The 17,417-nt window shown below is 67.6% G+C and carries 18 protein-coding genes; 4 read left to right on the top strand and 14 right to left on the bottom strand.

From position 1 onward, the window contains the following. Both AC07X4_RS00005 and AC07X4_RS00010 read right to left on the bottom strand, forming a co-directional pair. Positions 1–1,215 (bottom strand): sensor histidine kinase (locus AC07X4_RS00005; RefSeq protein WP_494739017.1); only part of this gene is annotated, 1,215 nt, incomplete at its 3' end. Between the two features lie 56 nt (positions 1,216–1,271). Beyond that, the gene (locus AC07X4_RS00010; protein ID WP_056062814.1) at positions 1,272–1,997 is read right to left on the bottom strand and encodes a response regulator transcription factor; all 726 of its coding nucleotides are present in this window, start codon (positions 1,995–1,997) and stop codon (positions 1,272–1,274) included. Positions 1,998–2,197: 200 nt separating this feature from the next. On the opposite strand from AC07X4_RS00010, the gene AC07X4_RS00015 reads away from it, so the two are divergent. Then, positions 2,198–2,533 carry a DUF2845 domain-containing protein gene (locus AC07X4_RS00015; protein WP_436077277.1) on the top strand — a complete coding sequence of 112 codons (336 nt, stop codon included), beginning with the start codon at positions 2,198–2,200 and terminating at the stop codon, positions 2,531–2,533. A 48-nt stretch (positions 2,534–2,581) separates the two neighbouring features. On the opposite strand, the gene AC07X4_RS00020 is transcribed toward AC07X4_RS00015, so the two are convergent. Then, positions 2,582–3,334 carry a TOBE-like domain-containing protein gene (locus AC07X4_RS00020; RefSeq protein ID WP_494738846.1) on the bottom strand — a complete coding sequence of 251 codons (753 nt, stop codon included), beginning with the start codon at positions 3,332–3,334 and terminating at the stop codon, positions 2,582–2,584. A gap of 95 nt (positions 3,335–3,429) precedes the next feature. Here AC07X4_RS00020 and modA point away from each other — a divergent pair, with 95 nt between their 5' ends. The 3 genes from modA to modC are packed head-to-tail and all read left to right on the top strand — an operon-like array spanning position 3,430 to position 6,005. Further along, on the top strand, positions 3,430–4,197 hold the full coding sequence (gene modA, locus AC07X4_RS00025; RefSeq protein WP_494738847.1) for a molybdate ABC transporter substrate-binding protein: 768 nt from the start codon (positions 3,430–3,432) through the stop codon (positions 4,195–4,197). 39 nt (positions 4,198–4,236) lie between these two features. Continuing rightward, positions 4,237–4,920, top strand: coding sequence for a molybdate ABC transporter permease subunit (gene modB, locus AC07X4_RS00030; RefSeq protein WP_099730282.1), 684 nt, complete (start codon positions 4,237–4,239; stop codon positions 4,918–4,920). Next, positions 4,917–6,005, top strand: coding sequence for a molybdenum ABC transporter ATP-binding protein (gene modC / locus AC07X4_RS00035; protein WP_494738848.1), 1,089 nt, complete (start codon positions 4,917–4,919; stop codon positions 6,003–6,005). The genes modB and modC overlap by 4 nt, the downstream gene beginning before the upstream one ends. 63 nt (positions 6,006–6,068) lie before the next feature. On the opposite strand, the gene AC07X4_RS00040 is transcribed toward modC, so the two are convergent. From AC07X4_RS00040 to AC07X4_RS00090, 11 genes are all read right to left on the bottom strand, one after another. After that, positions 6,069–7,691 (bottom strand): PAS domain-containing protein, encoded by a 1,623-nt coding sequence (locus tag AC07X4_RS00040; RefSeq protein ID WP_494738849.1) that lies wholly within the window; start codon positions 7,689–7,691, stop codon positions 6,069–6,071. 309 nt (positions 7,692–8,000) lie between these two features. Beyond that, positions 8,001–10,112: a TonB-dependent receptor domain-containing protein gene (locus AC07X4_RS00045; protein ID WP_494738850.1), complete on the bottom strand. Its 2,112-nt coding sequence runs from the start codon at positions 10,110–10,112 to the stop codon at positions 8,001–8,003. Positions 10,113–10,426: 314 nt separating this feature from the next. Then, on the bottom strand, positions 10,427–10,888 hold the full coding sequence (locus tag AC07X4_RS00050; RefSeq protein ID WP_494738851.1) for a hypothetical protein: 462 nt from the start codon (positions 10,886–10,888) through the stop codon (positions 10,427–10,429). 55 nt (positions 10,889–10,943) lie between these two features. After that, positions 10,944–11,573, bottom strand: coding sequence for a DUF3299 domain-containing protein (locus AC07X4_RS00055; RefSeq protein ID WP_494738852.1), 630 nt, complete (start codon positions 11,571–11,573; stop codon positions 10,944–10,946). Between the two features lie 41 nt (positions 11,574–11,614). Further along, positions 11,615–11,866 carry a hypothetical protein gene (locus AC07X4_RS00060; RefSeq protein ID WP_056062836.1) on the bottom strand — a complete coding sequence of 84 codons (252 nt, stop codon included), beginning with the start codon at positions 11,864–11,866 and terminating at the stop codon, positions 11,615–11,617. A gap of 60 nt (positions 11,867–11,926) precedes the next feature. After that, positions 11,927–13,165 carry an FtsX-like permease family protein gene (locus AC07X4_RS00065; protein WP_494738853.1) on the bottom strand — a complete coding sequence of 413 codons (1,239 nt, stop codon included), beginning with the start codon at positions 13,163–13,165 and terminating at the stop codon, positions 11,927–11,929. Further along, positions 13,162–13,845, bottom strand: a complete 684-nt coding sequence (locus AC07X4_RS00070; RefSeq protein ID WP_494738854.1) for an ABC transporter ATP-binding protein — start codon at positions 13,843–13,845, stop codon at positions 13,162–13,164. The genes AC07X4_RS00065 and AC07X4_RS00070 overlap by 4 nt, the downstream gene beginning before the upstream one ends. Continuing rightward, complete coding sequence (locus AC07X4_RS00075) at positions 13,842–14,267, bottom strand: Fur family transcriptional regulator (RefSeq protein WP_494739018.1); 426 nt, start codon at positions 14,265–14,267, stop codon at positions 13,842–13,844. The genes AC07X4_RS00070 and AC07X4_RS00075 overlap by 4 nt, the downstream gene beginning before the upstream one ends. A 200-nt stretch (positions 14,268–14,467) precedes the next feature. Further along, on the bottom strand, positions 14,468–15,010 hold the full coding sequence (gene msrA, locus AC07X4_RS00080) for a peptide-methionine (S)-S-oxide reductase MsrA (protein WP_494739019.1): 543 nt from the start codon (positions 15,008–15,010) through the stop codon (positions 14,468–14,470). Positions 15,011–15,115: 105 nt separating this feature from the next. Further along, positions 15,116–15,991, bottom strand: coding sequence for an isocitrate lyase/PEP mutase family protein (locus AC07X4_RS00085; RefSeq protein WP_494738855.1), 876 nt, complete (start codon positions 15,989–15,991; stop codon positions 15,116–15,118). Between the two features lie 4 nt (positions 15,992–15,995). After that, positions 15,996–17,411, bottom strand: a complete 1,416-nt coding sequence (locus AC07X4_RS00090) for an FAD-dependent oxidoreductase (protein WP_494738856.1) — start codon at positions 17,409–17,411, stop codon at positions 15,996–15,998. Between the last annotated feature and the right edge of the window lie 6 nt (positions 17,412–17,417).

Genomic DNA, 17,417 nt, shown 5'->3' on the forward strand with positions numbered 1-17,417 from the left:
CACCCCGCCCTTCCCCGCCGAAAACGGCTGGAACAGTCGCTGCCGCACGGCGTCGTCGATGCCGGGGCCCTCGTCCCACACCAGCACCTCGCGCCGCCCGGTGCTGTCGCGCAGCAGCACACCCAGCCGCCCATGGGTGGGCGTGTGGTGGATGGCGTTGGCCAGCAGGTTGCGCATCAGTTCGCCCAGCAGCGCTGCGTCGCCGGGTGCCCACAGCGTGTCAGGGCCCTCCAGCGCAAAGTCGAGCCGTTTGGCCGCAATCAGCGGTGCCAGCTCCATCACGGCCTCGCGGGCAATCGCGTTCAGGTCCACGTTGGGCAGCTCGCCCATGCGCTTGAGCTGCTCCACCTTGCTCAGGCTGAGCAACTGGTTGGCCAGGCCCGAGGCGCGGTCCACGGTGTGCAGCATCTGCTGCAGCGCATCGCCCACCAGCATGTCGCCTGCCATGGCGGCCTGCAGCTGGGTGCGCAGCACGGCCATGGGGGTGCGCAGCTGGTGGGTGGCATCGGCCAGAAAGCGCCGCTGCTCCTCGATCCAGCGGCTCTGGCTGTGTTGCAGCTCGGCAAAGTGCTGCACGGCGGGCGAGAGTTCCGACGGGCCTTCGTAGATGCGCTCTGCAGTGCCCACAACGTCGCCGCTGGGCGGCCGCATCAGCGACACATCTGCATGCCGCAACCAGCCCGATGCCGCCCGCGCCAGCAGCACCGCCACGGTGGTCATCGCCAGTGCCAGCAGGACCACCCACCACAGGCCCGACGCACCGCCCAGCAGGCGGCGCGCACCCGGCAGGCGCTCGCCCAGCGGGCGCGCCGCCTGGCGCAACACGGGCGCAGCCACGGCTTGCCCCTCCTTCACCCCGGTGGGCTGGTACAGGGTCACGGCCACCCGCACCAGTTGGTCTCCGACCTGCGCCAGGTAGAAGTGCACGGCACCGGGGTCACGCACCACCTCGGTGGGAGGCACGCGCGGCAGGTCGGCGCTGCCCGCCAGGCGTTCGCCGTCCAGATTGCTCTCGCGGTACCAGACACCGGGCACTTGTTGGGCAGGCAGGGATGCGGCAGGCTCTGCTGACAGATCTGCAGGCCAGTGCGCCAACGCCTGGCGCAGGGCCTCATCTTGCGCGGTGGCGTCATGCTGCGCCTGATAGGTCCATTGCACCACGCAGATCACGGCCACCAGCCCCCACAGCGGCACCAGCCAGCCCACCAGCAGCACCCGCTGCAATGAGCCGCCCCGCGGCCGCCAGGGCCGCCGCTGCCACCACCGCAGCGTCACCGGACAACCCCGCCCTTATCGGACTTGTCGGCTTTGTCCGTCTTGTGGGCGGCCATGCTGTCGGCGTCGCACAGCAGGTAACCCACGCCGCGCAAGGTCACGATCTCGGCTTTGGTGCCCACCAGCTTCTTGCGCAGCCGGTGCACCACCACTTCCACCGCGTCGGCTTGCACCTGCTCGTCCGTGTTGGCAAACACCTGGGTGCGCAACTCTTCCTTACTCACCACCCTGTCCACGCGCGACATCAGCAGCCGCAGCAGTTCGGACTCCCGCTGCGACAGCTCCAGCGGCAATGCGTCGTTGTAGAACACGCCACTGCCCGGCTCGCGGTACAGCGCCCCGCAGCGCAACTGCCCGTCGCGCCCCACGCGGCGCGTCAGGGCCCGCAGCCGCGCCACCAGCTCATCCAGGTCAAAGGGCTTGGCCAGGTAGTCATCGGCCCCGGCCTCCAGTCCTGCCACCCGGTCCGTGACGGCAGCGCGGGCCGTCAACGCCAGTACCGGTGTGGTGCTGCCGCCATCGCGCAGGCGCCGCAGCACCTCCAGCCCGTCCAGGCCCGGCAGCGACAGGTCGAGCGTGATCACGTCAAACGCGGTGCGCCGCGCAGCCGCCAGGGCCTCCTTGCCATCTGCGCAGCACAACACCTCGAACCCACGGGCCACCAGACTGCGGCTCAGGGCCCCGGCCAGATCAAAATCGTCTTCGACCAACAGCAGTTTCATCCCCCGATCATGCCGCCTGTGGCGGGCTGGGGCCACTGTGCTTCTACGGACAGGCGATGAAAGCGAAGCGAAAGGCGGTGCACACCCCTCCACGGCTGTGCCGCTGTACAGTAATGCGCAGTATTTTCGAAACCGCCTCCATGAGATACCTCCGGAACCAGACAGCGCTGCCAGGCCTTTATCGAAGGACCTTGCAGCTGGTGGCAACCGCACTGGCCCTGTGCACGGTGCTGCCGGCCCAGGCATCGCAGTCCCTGCGCTGCAATGGATCACTGGTGGGCAAAGGCGACTCTCCCGTGACGCTGCTGCAAAAATGTGGCGACCCCATCTACCGCCAGGGCGTGTGCGTTTCCATGCTGCAGCTGGGCTGGGTGGTGACGCCCTACCGCCAGGGCAGTCCCGCAGCGGTGCTGGCCAACCAGTGTGTGCCCATGGAAGAGTGGACGTACGACCGGGGGCCGGGCACCTTCCTGGGGGTGGTTCGCATCTACAACGGCACGATCGAATCCGTGCGCGACGGCGATCGCAGCAGGTAGCGGGGCCCGCTGGCCCGCCTGTCCAATGCGCTGGAAGGCCCTCAACCCTCAGGAAGCCGCGGCGATGACGATGCTGGATTCGTCAACAACCGCCGTGGCTTGCTGGCCCGCTCGGACCTTGGCTCCTTCAGCGGCGAAGCCCACCAGCTGGATGCCGCTGGGCAGCTGCAGCACCACCTCGGGGGCGGCGCCGCGAGCGATGCTACGCACCACCCCGGCCATGGCATTGCCTGGGGGACTGCCAGGGGCAGGGGCCACCTGAACCGCCGTCGCCTTGCACAGCGCCAGCAGACCAACCCCTGCCTTCAAACCCAGCAACTGCGCGCTGACCCGCGTGATGGACGCATGCAACGCCTGCCCATCCGCCAGCAGCAGCTGCACACGCACCTGCCCTCCCACGGCCCGCACCTGGCCCACGGTGCAAGGAAACTGGTTGCGCATGCTGGTGCGCAGCGCCAGTGCGGCGCGGCCGGTCGCTGCGTCGTCGTCGCTCTTCAATCGGCCCAGCACCTGCTGGCGTGCATCCGCCAGCGCATGGGCCGCCTGCAGCACCCGCTGGCCGGCTGGGGTGAGCGCGGCCCCGCCGCCGCCGCTGCCGCCCACCACCTTCTCCACCAGTGGCACCCCGGCCAGGTTGGTCAGCGTCTCCAGTGCCTGCCAGGCGGCCTTGTAGCTCACGCCCGCGCCCCGCGCCGCCTCGGAAATGGAGCCCACCTCGCCAATGCGGCGCAGGATGTCGATGCGCTTGTCCGTGGCCTCGTGGCCCAGCACCTCGGCCAGTGGCAGTGAAGAATTGCTCATGCGGGCATGTTAACTGGGTGGTACAGACGCTTGAGGCATCGCTGTTCATCAACGGAATAGCGATGCGACTGACATGCTACAGTCCCGCTATTCAAATGAAGAATAGCGAGATTGTCGTGAAGCGTTTCCTGTTGTCCCTGGCCGCCTCGTTGGCGATGGCGGTTTCGGCCCAAGCGGGTGAGGTGTCGGTGGCCGTGGCCGCCAACTTCACAGCCCCGATGCAAAAGATGGCCCGCCTGTTCGAGCAGGACACCGGCCACAAGGCCACGCTGGCTTTTGGCTCCACCGGGCGGTTCTATGCGCAGATCAAGAACGGTGCGCCGTTTGACCTGTTGCTGTCCGCCGACGATGAAACCCCGGCCAGGCTCGCCAAGGAAGGCCTGGCGGTCGATGCCAGCCGTTTCACCTATGCCATTGGCAAGCTGGCCCTGTGGAGCAAGCAGCCCGGACTGGTGGATGCCCAAGGCCAGGTGCTCCAATCCGGCACCTTCGACAAGATCGCGGTGGCCGACCCCAAGCTCGCCCCTTACGGAGCCGCCGCAGTGGAGGTAATGACCCATCTGGGCGTGCTGAACACCTTGCGGCCCAAATTTGTGCAAGGCGAGAACATTGCCCAGACCCACCAGTTCGTTGCCACCCAGAATGCCCAGCTTGGCTTTGTCGCCTTGTCGCAGGTGATGACCGATGGTCGCCTGGTGGAGGGCTCGGTGTGGGCCGTCCCTGCAGCGCTCTACACACCGCTGCGCCAGGACGCCGTGCTGCTGAACAAAGGCCAGGGCAACGCGGCAGCGGCGGCATTGCTGCAATACCTTAAGGGCGACAAGGCGCGGGCGGTCATCCGCGGCTTTGGCTACGAGCACTGAGATACTCACACCCCATCCACGCCACCGCCCTTTTCCTTTATGCCCCTGGGCCCTGAAGCACTGCAAGCCATCTGGCTGACCCTGCAGCTTGCCACCCTCACCACGCTCGTGCTGCTGTTGATCGCCACGCCACTGGCTTGGTGGCTGTCGCAAACCGAGTCGTGGTGGAAGGGACCCGTGGGCGCCTTTGTGACCCTGCCGCTGGTGCTGCCGCCCTCGGTGCTCGGCTTTTACCTGCTGGTGGCCATGGGGCCCGCAGGGCCGCTGGGGCAGTTCACGCAGGCCATGGGCTGGGGCCTGCTGTCGTTCACCTTCACGGGCTTGGTGATCGGGTCGGTGGTGTTCTCCATGCCGTTTGCGGTGCAGCCGCTGCAGCATGCCTTCGAGTCGATGGGCCGCCGCCCGATGGAAGTGGCCGCCACCCTGCGGGCCAGCCCGGTGGATGCGTTTTTCACGGTGGCCTTGCCGCAGGCCCGCACCGGTCTGCTCACCGCAGCCATCCTGAGTTTTGCCCACACCGTGGGCGAGTTTGGTGTGGTGCTGATGATTGGCGGCAACATCCCGGGCAAGACACGGGTGGTCTCCACCCAGATCTACGGCCATGTGGAAGCCATGGAATACGCCCAGGCGCACTGGCTGGCGGGCGGCATGGTGCTGTTCTCGTTCGTGGTGCTGCTGTGCCTCGCGCTGCTCAAGAACCGTGGCTCGCGGGTGCTGCCGTGAGTGCGCCCTGCGACCTGCGCATCCGGCTCGAGCTGCCGCGTGCCGACTTTGAACTGGATGTGGACCTGCACCTGCCCGGCAGCGGCATCACGGTGCTGTTCGGCGCATCGGGCTCGGGCAAGACCAGCGTGCTGCGCTGCGTGGCGGGGCTGGAGCGCGCGCACCCCGGCCTGGTGGTGGTGGCGGGCGAGGTGTGGCAGGACGATGCCACCCAGGTGTTTCTGCCCACCCATCAGCGGGCGCTGGGCTACGTGTTCCAGGAGGCCAGCCTGTTCGAACACCTGGACGTGCTGGGCAACCTGCGGTATGGCCTGAAGCGCGCCCGGTCTGCGCAGGCCGAGGCCACGCTGCAGACGGCCATCGAATTGCTGGGCATCGGCCGCCTGTTGCAGCGCCGGCCCGGCCAGCTCTCGGGCGGCGAGCGCCAGCGGGTGGCCATTGCCCGTGCCTTGGCAACTTCCCCCCGCCTGCTGCTGCTGGACGAGCCCATGGCCGCACTCGACCTGGCGCGGCGCCAGGAGATCATGCCCTGGCTGGAGCGCCTGCGCGATGAGCTGCACATCCCCATGCTGTATGTCACGCACTCTGCCGACGAACTGGCACGGCTGGCCGACCACCTGGTGGTGCTGGAGGGCGGTCAGGTCAAGGCCGCCGGGCCGGTGGACCAAGTGCTGTCGTCGGTGCACCTGCCCATGGTGCTGGGCGACGACGCGGGCGCGCTGCTGCGCGGCCAGGTGTTGGAGCGGGACACCGCCTGGCACCTGGCGCGCGTGGGTTTTGCCGGTGGCGCCATGTGGCTGCGCGACAGCGGCCTGCCGGTGGGCCAGGCGGTGCGGCTGCGGGTGCTGGCCCGCGACGTGAGCCTGACGGTGCAGGAGCCCATGCAGACCAGCATCCAGAACCACCTGCCCTGCGTGATCGACTCGGTCGCGCCCGACGCCCACCCCTCGCAGGCGCTCGTGCGGCTGCGCTGTGGGGAGTCTTTTTTGCTCGCGCGGGTCACCCACCGGTCCCTGCATGCGCTGAGGGTGGTGCCCGGCAGCGCGGTGTGGGCCCAGGTCAAATCGGTGGCGATTGTTCCTTGAGGCGCCCAACTGCGGCCCTCCAGCCTGGATCCGCACGCCCTCGCAGGGCGTGGCCACGACGCCCTATGGGGCCACGCACACGCCCAGTGACTGACTTTTGGCCTGGTACATGGCGGTGTCTGCCGCGCGCAGGTAGTCGTCGACCGTCGCCAGCCTGGATGCGCTGGTGGCCAAGCCAACACTCGCGCCACTGATCACGGTGTGTTCGCCGATCACATAGGGTGCGGCAAGGGCGGCGGCGATCTGCTCTGCCCGTTGGCTGGCTTCAGCGGGGTCAATGGACTCCAGCAGCACATTGAACTCGTCGCCACTCATGCGGGCGACCAGATCCACCGCCCGCACGCAGGATTCGAGCCGCCGCGCTACATGTTGCAATAGCTGGTCGCCCACATGGTGTCCGTAGCAGTCATTGACGGCCTTGAACCCGTTGAGGTCCAGCAGCAGCACGGCAAACATCGTGGCCCCAGCGCGTATTGGCTCGCCATCACCGTTCACCCCGTCGTTCTGGTGCAGTGCGATGAGTTGCGCGAGGCGATCGCGGAACAACGGCCGACCGGGCAAGTTGGTCAGCGCGTCATAGGAGCTGCCACGCTCGGCCAGATCACTCAACGATCCCGCCATGCGCACGGGAACACCGTCTTCAAACTCGGCAAGCCCGCGCCAATTGACCCACACCAGCCGCCCCGCTCCGTGGAACGCACGGAAGTCCACCGAAAAGTTCGCGCTGTTTCCGGACAGGTGCCTGCGGTAGGCCTCCTGCACGCGAGCGCGATCCTCGCGATCGATCAGTTGCTCGAGAAAGCGCCAGCCTCCGTCGTACACATGATCGCGGCTACCCAGCCCGACGATCTGGAGAAAGCGCCCGGACACATGCAGGGCGTCCGTTCGCAAGTCCCAATACCAGATGCCGTCATTGGATCCGCGGGTCGCCAGCGAGTAGCGGTTTTCGGAGCGCAACAGATCGAGTTCGGTGTTCTTCTGCTGGGTGACATCGATCATCAGGCCGATCATGCGGTTCGGCCGACCCGGCTCGACCACTGCGCGGCACAGATCACGCACCCACACGACCTTGCCCGACTTGGAAATCAGCCGGTAGCTCATCTCGTAGGCATGGCTGTGCGTGGCGTTGTAGGCGGCATCGTCGATCACCAAGGCCTCCTCCAGATCATCGGGATGCACATGCGCCCTCCAGAAGCCCGGGTCAGCCCGCCACTCCTCGACGGAGTAGCCGAACAAGCGTTCGACCTGTGGGCTCAGAAAGGTATTGCCCACGCCGATTTCAGCCTCCCACACCACGCCATCAATGGTTTCCAGCAAGCGCAGAAAGCGCTGGCGAATTTCCACCAGCACCTGCTCGGTGACCTCGGTGATCTCGATCAGGACACCCTGGCGGCTGATCACCCGCTCTGCCGCATCCGTCTCCGGGTGGAACTGCAGACGCACCCAGCGGTAGTCCGCATCGGCAAAGCGCAAGCGGAACACCGGCATGCCCGAGCGCATGGTGCCGATGTCGTCGGGATGCACGAACTCCAGCAAAGACCTGCCGAGCGCCACCGCCACCGAATGGCCGGTGAGCTTGTGCCACGCCGGGTTCAGATACGTGATCTCCCACAGCGCATCGGTCTGCACCACCGCCTCAGGAAGCAGTTGCAACAGGTTTGCGGACGGCGTGGGAGTGATGGGCATGCAGGGCTATTGCAAATGGATCAGATTCATGCAGGGCCGTGCCGAACAAGTCCTTCGCGCGTCGCGCAACCCGGCGTTGGGCGGCCTGCTGCGGTGCCAATCCCATTTCCGAATCGGGTGCGCGCCATCACCGGGACTGCGGCAGCGTCGCCTTGACGGATCGAAAAATCAACCACGTCAAAGCGAGTATGGCATGCATCCAGGTCACCTTTGGACTCGGTGGATTGGGTGGTTTGGGGCCGGGAGGTGGGCGAGCCAGCAACGCTCTCCCCCGCCGCTGGCTCGCTCACATCACAACGGCATCACCCGTCAGAACGCCACCTTCACCCCCACCGTCAGATTGCGCCCCATCAGCGGCGCTGCGTTCTTGATGAACGAGGTGTGCGCGTACGCCAGGCGGTCCGTCAGGTTGTTGGCCTTCAGGTACACCTGCCAGGGGGTGCCGCTGCTGAACTGGCCGTTGTAGCTCACGCCCAAGTTCAGCATGCCGTAGCCGGGCGTGGCGGTTTCAAAGTCGGCCACGCGGTTCTGGCGGGCCACCTGCACCCATTCCACCAGGCCTTCCCAGGCCTGCCAGTTGGCATCCAGCCGCACACCGGCGCGGGTGGCCGGGATGCGCGGCAGCAATCCACCGCCGTCCAGCTTGGCGCGCACGGTGTCGCCAAACAGGGTGATGCCCAGATTGCGTGTGAGGCGCTGGCGTACTTGGCCTTCGATGCCGGTGAAGGTGGCGTCGGCCTGGCTGTACTGCAGCAGTTGCAGGCCGTCCAGCGCGTCGAGCGTGCGGCCATAGATGTAGTTCTGGATGCGGTTGCGGAACACGCTCACGCCGAAGGTGGTGTCGCCGCTGGTCTTCTTCAGGCTCACATCGATGTTCTGCGAGATTTCGGAGCGCAGGTCGGCATTGCCCCGTTCGTACGTGCTGGTGGCCATGTGCAGGCCCTGGGCGTACAGCTCTTCGGCCGACGGGGCGCGGCTGGCGCGGGTGAAAGAGGTGCCCACCTGGTAGCCCGGCGTGAACTTCCACACCGCGCCCAGCGACGCCGAGGTACCGTTGTGGCTGCGCTCTATACCACTGGTCTGAGCCTCGGCCGTCTGACGGTCATGGCGCAGGGCGGCTTCAAAGCGCCAGTCGTTCCAGCGGTACTCTTCCAGCACGAAAAGGCCCGTCTTGCGGGTCACAGTGGGCTGCACATAGGCCTCCTCGCCCTCGGCGCTGAACTTGCGCTGCGAGGTCTGCAGGCCGATCACGCCCTTGAAGCCGCCGATGGGCTCGTGCTGCAGCTCGACGCGCGTGTCGTAGGCCTTGTTCTTGAAGGTGGTGCTGATGGCGCCGTCTTCGACCTCGTCGTGTTTGTAGTCGGTGACACCCGCGCGCAGCCGCAGTGCCGAGAAGCCCGCAAACGGGTTGCGCAGCTCGCCCCGCACGTCAAAGCGCTCGCTGCGCAGGTCCACCACCGGCACATCGCCTGCGGCGGCGTCGTGGTCATGGCCGTCGGCTTCGTCGTCCGCGTGGGCACCGCAGTGCAGGTGGTCGCCATGGGTGTGGCAGCCGTCAAAGCTGTGGTTGTGGCCGGGCAGACCGTACTTGGCGGTCTGGCGGGTGTAGGCCGCACCCAGGTAGCCCTGGTCGCCCACCCACGACAGGCCCACGCTGCCAGTGTCCGTGCGGTTGAAGCTGCCCAGCACCTTGCTGCCGCCCGACCAGCCCTTGCCCACGCGGTAGTCGCCCGCATCCCGCGCCACACCCTCCACATGCACGGCCAGGTTGCCCGCCCCACCCGTCAGCGAAAAGGCCCCGGCGCCCTCGCCCGCCCCCGAGTTGGCGCGCAGCTCGGCACTGCCTTCGTAACCCTTTTGCGGGATGGCGGTGGGCACCTTGCCGTCCAGCACGTTGACCACGCCGCCCACGGCGCCGTTGCCATAAACCAGGGCCGAGGGGCCGCGCAGCACCTCGATCTGCGTGGCCAGCAGCGGCTCGGACACCACGGCGTGGTCGGGGCTGATGGTGGAGGCGTCGTGCAGCTCGGCGCCATCGCTCAGCACCTTGACGCGCGGGCCGTCCATGCCGCGGATGATGGGCCGGCTGGCGCCCGCACCAAAGTGGCTGCTGGTGATGCCGGGCTCGCTGTTCAGCGTTTCGCCCAGCGTGGCCTCGCGGCGGCGCACCAGTTCATCCCCTTCCAGCACGGTGGCGGGGGTGGTCATGTCGCTGGCGCCCAGTTGCAGGCCGCTGGCCGACACGGTGACTGCGGGCAGACTGGGTGCAGCGTCAGCCGCTGCAGCGGGCGCGGGTGCAGTCTGCGCCTGGGTGGCAACGCTGGTGCCAGACAGCGCCAGCAGGGTCGCCAGGGCCACAGGGTGGAGCGCCGGGCGTGCACGGCGGGAAGCAAAGCGGTGGGTAGAAAAGGTGTGGGTCATGGTGGTGGCCTGCAACAAGGCATGCGCGGCGCTGGCGGTGCCAACGCACCTGCGCATGCCGACCCGCGCCCTGGGCGCGGGTTGATGAATAAAACCGCTGCAAGCGCTAATGAAATATGCGCTAGCAGCTATGAAAACAGGAGTAATGATGGACGGCGCGCCGTGGTACGGCCGCTGACAGCCGCCAAATCGGCCTGCATACAGCGGCTTGCATACCGCGCCCTGCGCCAGCAGGCACAACACCGCCGCGTTGCCCTGCAAGGCACACAGCGGGGACGCCGGCTGAGAAGGTGGGGCTGGAGGTGCGCTGCGTGTCAGGCGGCCGGTGGGCCGCGCGCGTGGAACAGCGCAATGTGGGGTGTGCTCGCCCGCCCTGCCGCATGCACGGCCGGCGGCGGCGGCGCATGGGCCGCAGGCAGCGCCAGCGGGGCGGCATGCAATGCGTCGCCCAGCGCCAGCTGGTCGAGCAACAGGCAGTCCACCGGCGCGTGGTGGGCCAGCAGATAGGGCAGCCACAGACCGTGGCCGGGTGTGGCAGCGGGGCGCGCAGTGGGGGCCAGGTCCCACGCCGGCTGCCCGGGCAACGAAGAGGGCGCGGCCAGCACCCCGGCATGCGCCTGGTCCAGCGCGCCGCCGTGCACCACCTGGTGCAGCCGACCCAGCGTGGGCACCACCACCAATGCCAGCAGCAGCCACGCCAACGCCATGCGCCGCACCGCTGCGCCGCGCAGGGCGGCGGACGGCAGGTGCAAAGGGCGAAGGAAGGCGCGGGTCACGTCAGGCAAAAAGGGAAAGGATTGCGGCAGAGGCTGCAGCGGCAAAAGCCGTGGATTATTTCACCGGCACCGCGTCCACCACGCGGTAGTACAGGCCATATTGATCATTGGGAAGCACGGTGAACCTGCCTTCCACCACCACGGGCTCCAGCGAATAGCGCACGGGTGTCTTGGCTTTCACCTCGACCATGCTCTCGGGCCCGCCCGGCGTGCAAAACGAGCAGGTCAGCGGCACGGAGGTGAGGATGAAGTGCGTCTGCGTCGGCTTGGCGTCCAGCGGCACCATGAAGCCCTGAATGCGCTGCGTGGTCTTGTCCATGCCCTTCTGGGCATCGTTGAACACGGGCAGGATGCCGTCCTTGGTGGTCTTTTTGCTCAGGTCGGTCAGCACCGACCAGGGCACCACGTCGTTGCGCTGGGGCAGCGGGGCAATCGGGCTGTTGGGGCTGTGGTAGCCCGCACCCGACCCCGATGGCACGACGGTGCCAGCGCCCGCAGGCAGGGGCGACGACAGCACTGGCGCTGCGGCCGCGCCTTCCTTGGCGCGCTCAAAAGCGCCCGGCGCGGGCTTGGTGGCGCTGCCTTGCTGCGCGTGCGCACCGCTTGCCAGAACCAGCGTGGCGGCCAGACAAGCCACGCGAGCCATCAGGCCGGGGATGGGCAAGGGTTTCAAGGTGCAGGACATGGCGGGGACTCCGGGCGAACAAGCATCAAAAAAACAGGCGCTCAGTGTGCGTGTTTCATGCCGCAGTATTTTCCAATGGCCAGGTTCTTGCACGCCGCCTGCAGGTCTTTCTGGCATTGGTCGTGGCCCTTGCCGGACTCCAGGCACTTGGCGGCGGCCTCGTGGGCGGCAGCCATGGCACGGTGGCGGGCGACGTCTTCCTGGGTGTCCTTGTCGTTGTGGGCTTGCGCGTGGGCCAGGGCACCGGCTAGCAGCATGGGCGCCAGGGCGAGAGCAGCGAAAAGTTTTTTCATGGAAAGACTTTCAGGTTGAGTGGCTAGAGGGTTTATGGAGGTCAGAACTCGGGGGCCGCATCAGGGCTGGCTCAACAAGTCGGCCACATCGGTGCGGTAGGCCTGCATGGCCGGCAGCAGCGCCGCCAAGGCCGCAACGCCTGCGGCCAGCAACGGCACCCCGGCTTCGGCGGGCAGCCAGATCCAGCCCGTCACCGGCAGCAAGCCCTGCGCCTGCAATGCCCAGCCCAAGGCCTGCGCCAGGCCGTGGCCCAGCAGCAGTCCCAGGATGGACGCGAGCGCGGCCAGCCACAGCGCCTCCCACAGCACCAGCCCGGCCACGCGGCCCGGCGGCGCGCCCAGCATGCGCAGCATGGCCAGGTCGGCGCGGCGCTCGCGCACGGCATTCCACAGCGCGATGAACACGCTGAGCGCGGCCACGGCCAGCAGCACGCCGCCAAAGGCGCGCAGTACATCGGCACCCACGCCCAGCAGGCGCAGCAGGCGCGTGACCTCGATGGCGGGCGCCGCCGCCTGCATCGAGGTGCCGCCGTTGATCAGGCGTGGCAGCGTGATGGCCGCCATGGGCGTGCGGTAGCGCACCAGGGCTACGGTCACCTCACGCTCTTCCTTCATGATTTCCAGGTCCTCGGCATCGTTGGCCGTGGCGGTCTCGTGCACCATCCAGACGGATTCAGTGCTGGTCAGTATCAGCCGGTCCAGAACACAGCCGCAGGGCGCCAGCACCCCGCTCACACGGTAGGGGTGGTTGCCATGGGCGTGCCCTCCTCCACCCAGGCCGTGGCTACCGATGAAGGTGGCGCCGACCAGCGGTGCGCCTTGGTGGCTGGCTTTGACAATACCCCGTGCCACGCTCGCGCCCAGCACCGCGTCCATGGGCTGCTGCCACAGCGCGCCTTCGGCCAACTGGGCCTCATAGTGCGCCACGTAGTCGGGCGTGGTGCCCACGATGCGAAAGCCCTGGTAGCTGTCGCCCAGGCTGAGCGGGATGACCTGCGCCACCAGCGGGTTCTTCTGCAGCTCCTGCACCTCTTGCAGCGGGATGTTGCCCGTGGGCACGTCGATGTGGAACACACCCGCCAGGATGAGCTGCAGCGGGCTGCCCTTGGCGCCCACCACCAGGTCGATGCCGCTCAGGTCGCGCTCAAACGCCTTGTCGAGCTGCGTGGCCACCAGCAGCACCAGCGTGATGGCGGCGAGACCCAGCGTGAGCACCAGCAGGTTGAGCACGGCCGCCAGCGGGCGGGACCAGAGGTAGCGCCAGGACAGGCGGGCGAGTTTGAATACTCCTGAATTCATAGCTGCTCAGGCATATTCAACCAGCGCTCCGTGCCGATTTCATTCAAATTGAGGGTCTGGACACCTGCCAGGGCGGACACCACACGCTGGTCATGCGTGGCAATCACCAGGCTGGCATCACAGGCAGCGGCGCTGTGCTGCAGCAGGGCCAATGCATCGGCCGCCGCCTCGTCGTCCAGACTGGCCGTGGGCTCGTCAGCCAGCAGCACCTGTGGCGCCAGCAGCACGGCCCGCGCCAGCGCCACGCGCTGCGCCTGCCCGCCGGAGAGCTGATGCGGCTTGCGCGCGGCCAGCTCTGCCACACCCACTTGGGCGAGTGCGCGGTGGATGGCCGCATCGTCACGCGGCAGCCCGGCAGCAAAGTACGCCAGCGCCAGGTTGTCCGCCACGGTGAGTGCGCTGCTGAGGTACAGCTTTTGCGGCAAGAACCCAATGGTGCGCGCGCGCCAGGCATCGATCTCGGCCCCCCGCTGCGTGCCCAGCTGGGTGCCCGCCACAAACAGGTCGCCGCCACTGGCACCGCGCAGGCCGGCCATCAGCGCCAGCCAGGTGGACTTGCCGGTGCCCGAGCGCCCGCGCAGCAGCAGCGTGCCGCCCTGGCGCAGGTCCACATCCGGAAAGCGCAGCGGCGCGGCGCCACCCGTGGCATAGGTGTAGGAAAGCCCCCGGGTGCGGATCATGCGGCAGCGCCCTCTGCCGGGTGCGCGCAGTCGGCACAGCGCCCGTGCACTGCAATGTCCACCGCCAGGCTTTCGTGTCCTGCGGTGGCCAGCGCCTGCAGCACCTGCTGGAGGGCTTTTTGCACCTTGGCAGAACCCTGCGACATGCGGAACTGGCGGTGGCAGTCGTCGCATTCAAACCGCGGTGCAGCGCCCTCCTCCCCTTGCGGCGCCAGCGCATACCGCGTCACGCGGGCGGCATCCACCTGCTTGTGCAGCAGGCCGGCGGCGGCAAAACGGTCGAGCATGCGGTAGACCGTGACCTTGTTGACCGCAACACCCGCTGCAGCCAGGGCCGCCTCGACCTCGGGCTCGGACAGCGCCGCATCGGGCCGGGCCTCGTACAGGGCCGCCAACGCCCGTGTGGCGCGGGTGGCGCGCATGCCGGGGGGAAGCGACCAAGGCTGGAGACGTTGAGGGGGCGGGGAAGACATGGGTGGTGCGGATGAACTGCGCATAACGCAATCGGGTTGCATTATGCCTGCCTGCAGCCTCGCTCTGAACGAATTTACTCCCTCCAAGCATTGAACCCAGAGCGCAAGACCCGGATCCCGCCCCTCTGGCAGCCGCCAGCGCGTCAACGTCAGCCCTTCAAATACCGCGCAAACGTCTTGCGAAACTTCTCCACCTTCGGCCCCACCACAAACGCGCAGTACCCTGCATTGGGGTGGTTGGCAAAGTAGTCCTGGTGGTAGGCCTCGGCCGTGCTGTAGTTCGAGAGCGGCTTCACCTCGGTGGTGATGGATGCGCCAAACAGCTTGTCTTGCGACATCTGGCGGATCATGGCGTTGGCGATCTCGCCGTGCTCGGGGTTGTCGTAGTAGATGCCGCTGCGGTACTGCGTGCCCACATCATTGCCCTGGCGGTTGAGCGTGGTCGGGTCGTGGGTGTGGAAGAAGATTTCCAGGATCTCCTCCAGGCTGATCTCGTCGGCATCGAACGTCAGTCGCACCACCTCGGCGTGGCCGGTGTCGCCCTGGCAGATCTGCTCATAGCTGGGGTTGATGGTGTGGCCGTTGGTGTAGCCGCTTTCCACATCTGTGATGCCGCGCACGCGGTCGAACACGGCTTCGGTGCACCAGAAGCAGCCGCCGCCCAGGGTGATGGTTTGTGGGTTGTGGGCCATGTGGGAGGTCTCCATGCAGTTTCGGGGGAAAAACGTTCACGGCATGGTACGCGCCCTCACCCGCCGCAGTGCGGGCGGGGGCATTGGCCTTTACCCCTTGGGGGGCTACTCGTACTGGCGACCCTGTGCCATCAGTTCGGGCGTGCCGATCAGCGCATTCAGGCCGTCAAAGTCCATCATCCGGTCCTTGAATGGCGCTGTGGTCTGGTGCGTGTGCAGGCTGGCGTAGTAGCCCTGCAGCGTGTGCGCCACGGCGCGGGCGGTGCCGCCGGGGAAGATCACGATGCGAAAGCCGCGCTGCTGCAGCTCGGCCGCGCTCTGGATCGGTGTCTTGCCGCCTTCGACCATGTTGGCCAGCAGCGGGATGCGGTGGGCAAAGCGCTGGCAGGCCGCGTCCATCTGCTCGGGGGTGCGCAGGGCTTCGATGAAGAGTGCATCCACACCACATTCCAGGTACGCCTCGGCGCGGTCAAATGCGGCGTCGATGCCCTCCACGGCCAGCGCGTCGGTGCGGGCCAGGATCAGGGTGTGGGCGCTGCGGCGTGCGTCCAGCGCGGCCTTGAGCTTGCCGCACATCTCGCCCACCGGCACCACCGACTTGCCGTCCAGGTGGCCGCAGCGCTTGGGAAAACCTTGGTCCTCGATCTGCACCATGGCGGCGCCCGCACGCTCAAAGCCGCGCACGGTGCGCTGGGTGTTGAGTGCGTTGCCAAAGCCGGTGTCGGCATCGACGATGACCGGCGTGCGCACGCGCTCGGTGATGCGTGCCAGGGTGTCTTCCACCTCGGTGTAGGTGGTCAGGCCCACGTCGGAGCGGCCCAGGCGCGTGTAGGCGATCGATGCGCCCGAGAGGTACAGCGCCTCGAAGCCCGCCTGCTCGGCCACCAGAGCGCTCAGGGCGTCGTACACGCCAGGGGCGAGGATTGCGCGGGGTTCGTGAAGGCGTTGCTGCAACGATGGAGGGGAGGATGGGGTGGTCATGGTTTCAATCTTCCGAGTGCGTCACCAGTTCGGCCGCCGTGTGCGCCGCGATGTACCCGCCGGCCACGGCGCTGAGCAGGCCGTTGCCGGAGAGATAGCCCCACACCGCGTCGCCCGACACGCCACGGGCCGCGCCGCCTGCCGCCAGCAGGTTGGCAAACGGCTGGCCGTCTTGCCCCAGCACGCGGCACTGGGCGTCGATGTCGAGACCGCCCTGGGTGTGGAACAGCGCGCCCGTGACCTTGACCGCGCAGAACGGGGCCTGCAGTGGGCGGGCAAAAGTACGGCGAATTGACTCTTTTTGGCCGCTGGCGCTTGGCAGGCTTGCCAGAGTAGCTATCAATTTTGATTCTTCACAGCCGATCACTGCCGCCAGCGCCTGCACGCTGTCACAGTGCTTCACAGCACCGGCTGCCTCGGCATCGACAAAGTCCGGAAAGCCACGCGCCAGTGCGAGAATGGGCGCGTCAAACACATTCCACGCCACGCCGCCCGGCTGTGCCAGCACATGCACCGAGGCTTCGGAGTAGCCCTGCGTCTCGTCGTGAAAGCGCTCGCCCAGCGCATTGACCTGGATACCGCCTTCCATCATCAGCGCCCACGAAATCAGCGCGCCCTGCGGAATGGCCCAGGAGCCGTGGCCCTGGTAGCCGCCCAGGTCAGCCAGCCGTGCGCCCAGCGCCTGGCCCCAGGCGATGGCGCTACCGTCGTTGCCGGTGTGGCCGGCGAACAGCGCATCGCGCATCTCGGGCAGCAGCTCGCGCACCATGGACGGGTTGCCGCCAAAGCCGTTGCAGGCCAGGATGAGTGCGTCGCAGGCCAGGTGCTCCAGGGTGCCATCAGGCCGCTCGTAGCCCACGCCGATCACGCGCTGCTGGGCATTGACCCACAGCTCGCGCACGGTGGCTTCGGTAATGAGGGGAATGTCCACCGCCGTCACCGCGTTGGCCAGGCGGCCCATCAGGCCCGCGCCGGTTTTCTCGGGCGTGGCGTGCATGCGGCGCACGCTGTGGCCGGGGTACAAGAATCCATCGAGCACCTGCCACTGCAGGCCACGGCGTGCTTGCAGTGCGTCGAGCGCCGGGCCGATGGCCTGGGCATAGGCCTGCACCAAATGGGGCGCTGCCCTGCCCTTGGCCTTGGCGCTGATGTCGGCGGCAAACCGCTCCGGGCTGTCATCAATGCCCGCCGCGCGCTGCGCCTGCGTGCCGGGCGCGGGGATAAAGCCGGATGAGAGGGCCGACGAGCCCAGCGGCGTGGCGTCGCGCTCCAGCACGGCGCAGTCCACACCGGCGTCGTGCAGCATCAGCGCCGCCGTGAGGCCACAGGCACCGCCGCCCACGATGAGCACCGGCACATGGGCGTCCTGCGCCACCGTGCCGGGCAGGTGCTCGGCATGGCAGATGCGGGGGGTGCTCATGGGCGA

This window comes from Acidovorax sp. GW460-11-11-14-LB4 (assembly GCF_059423685.1).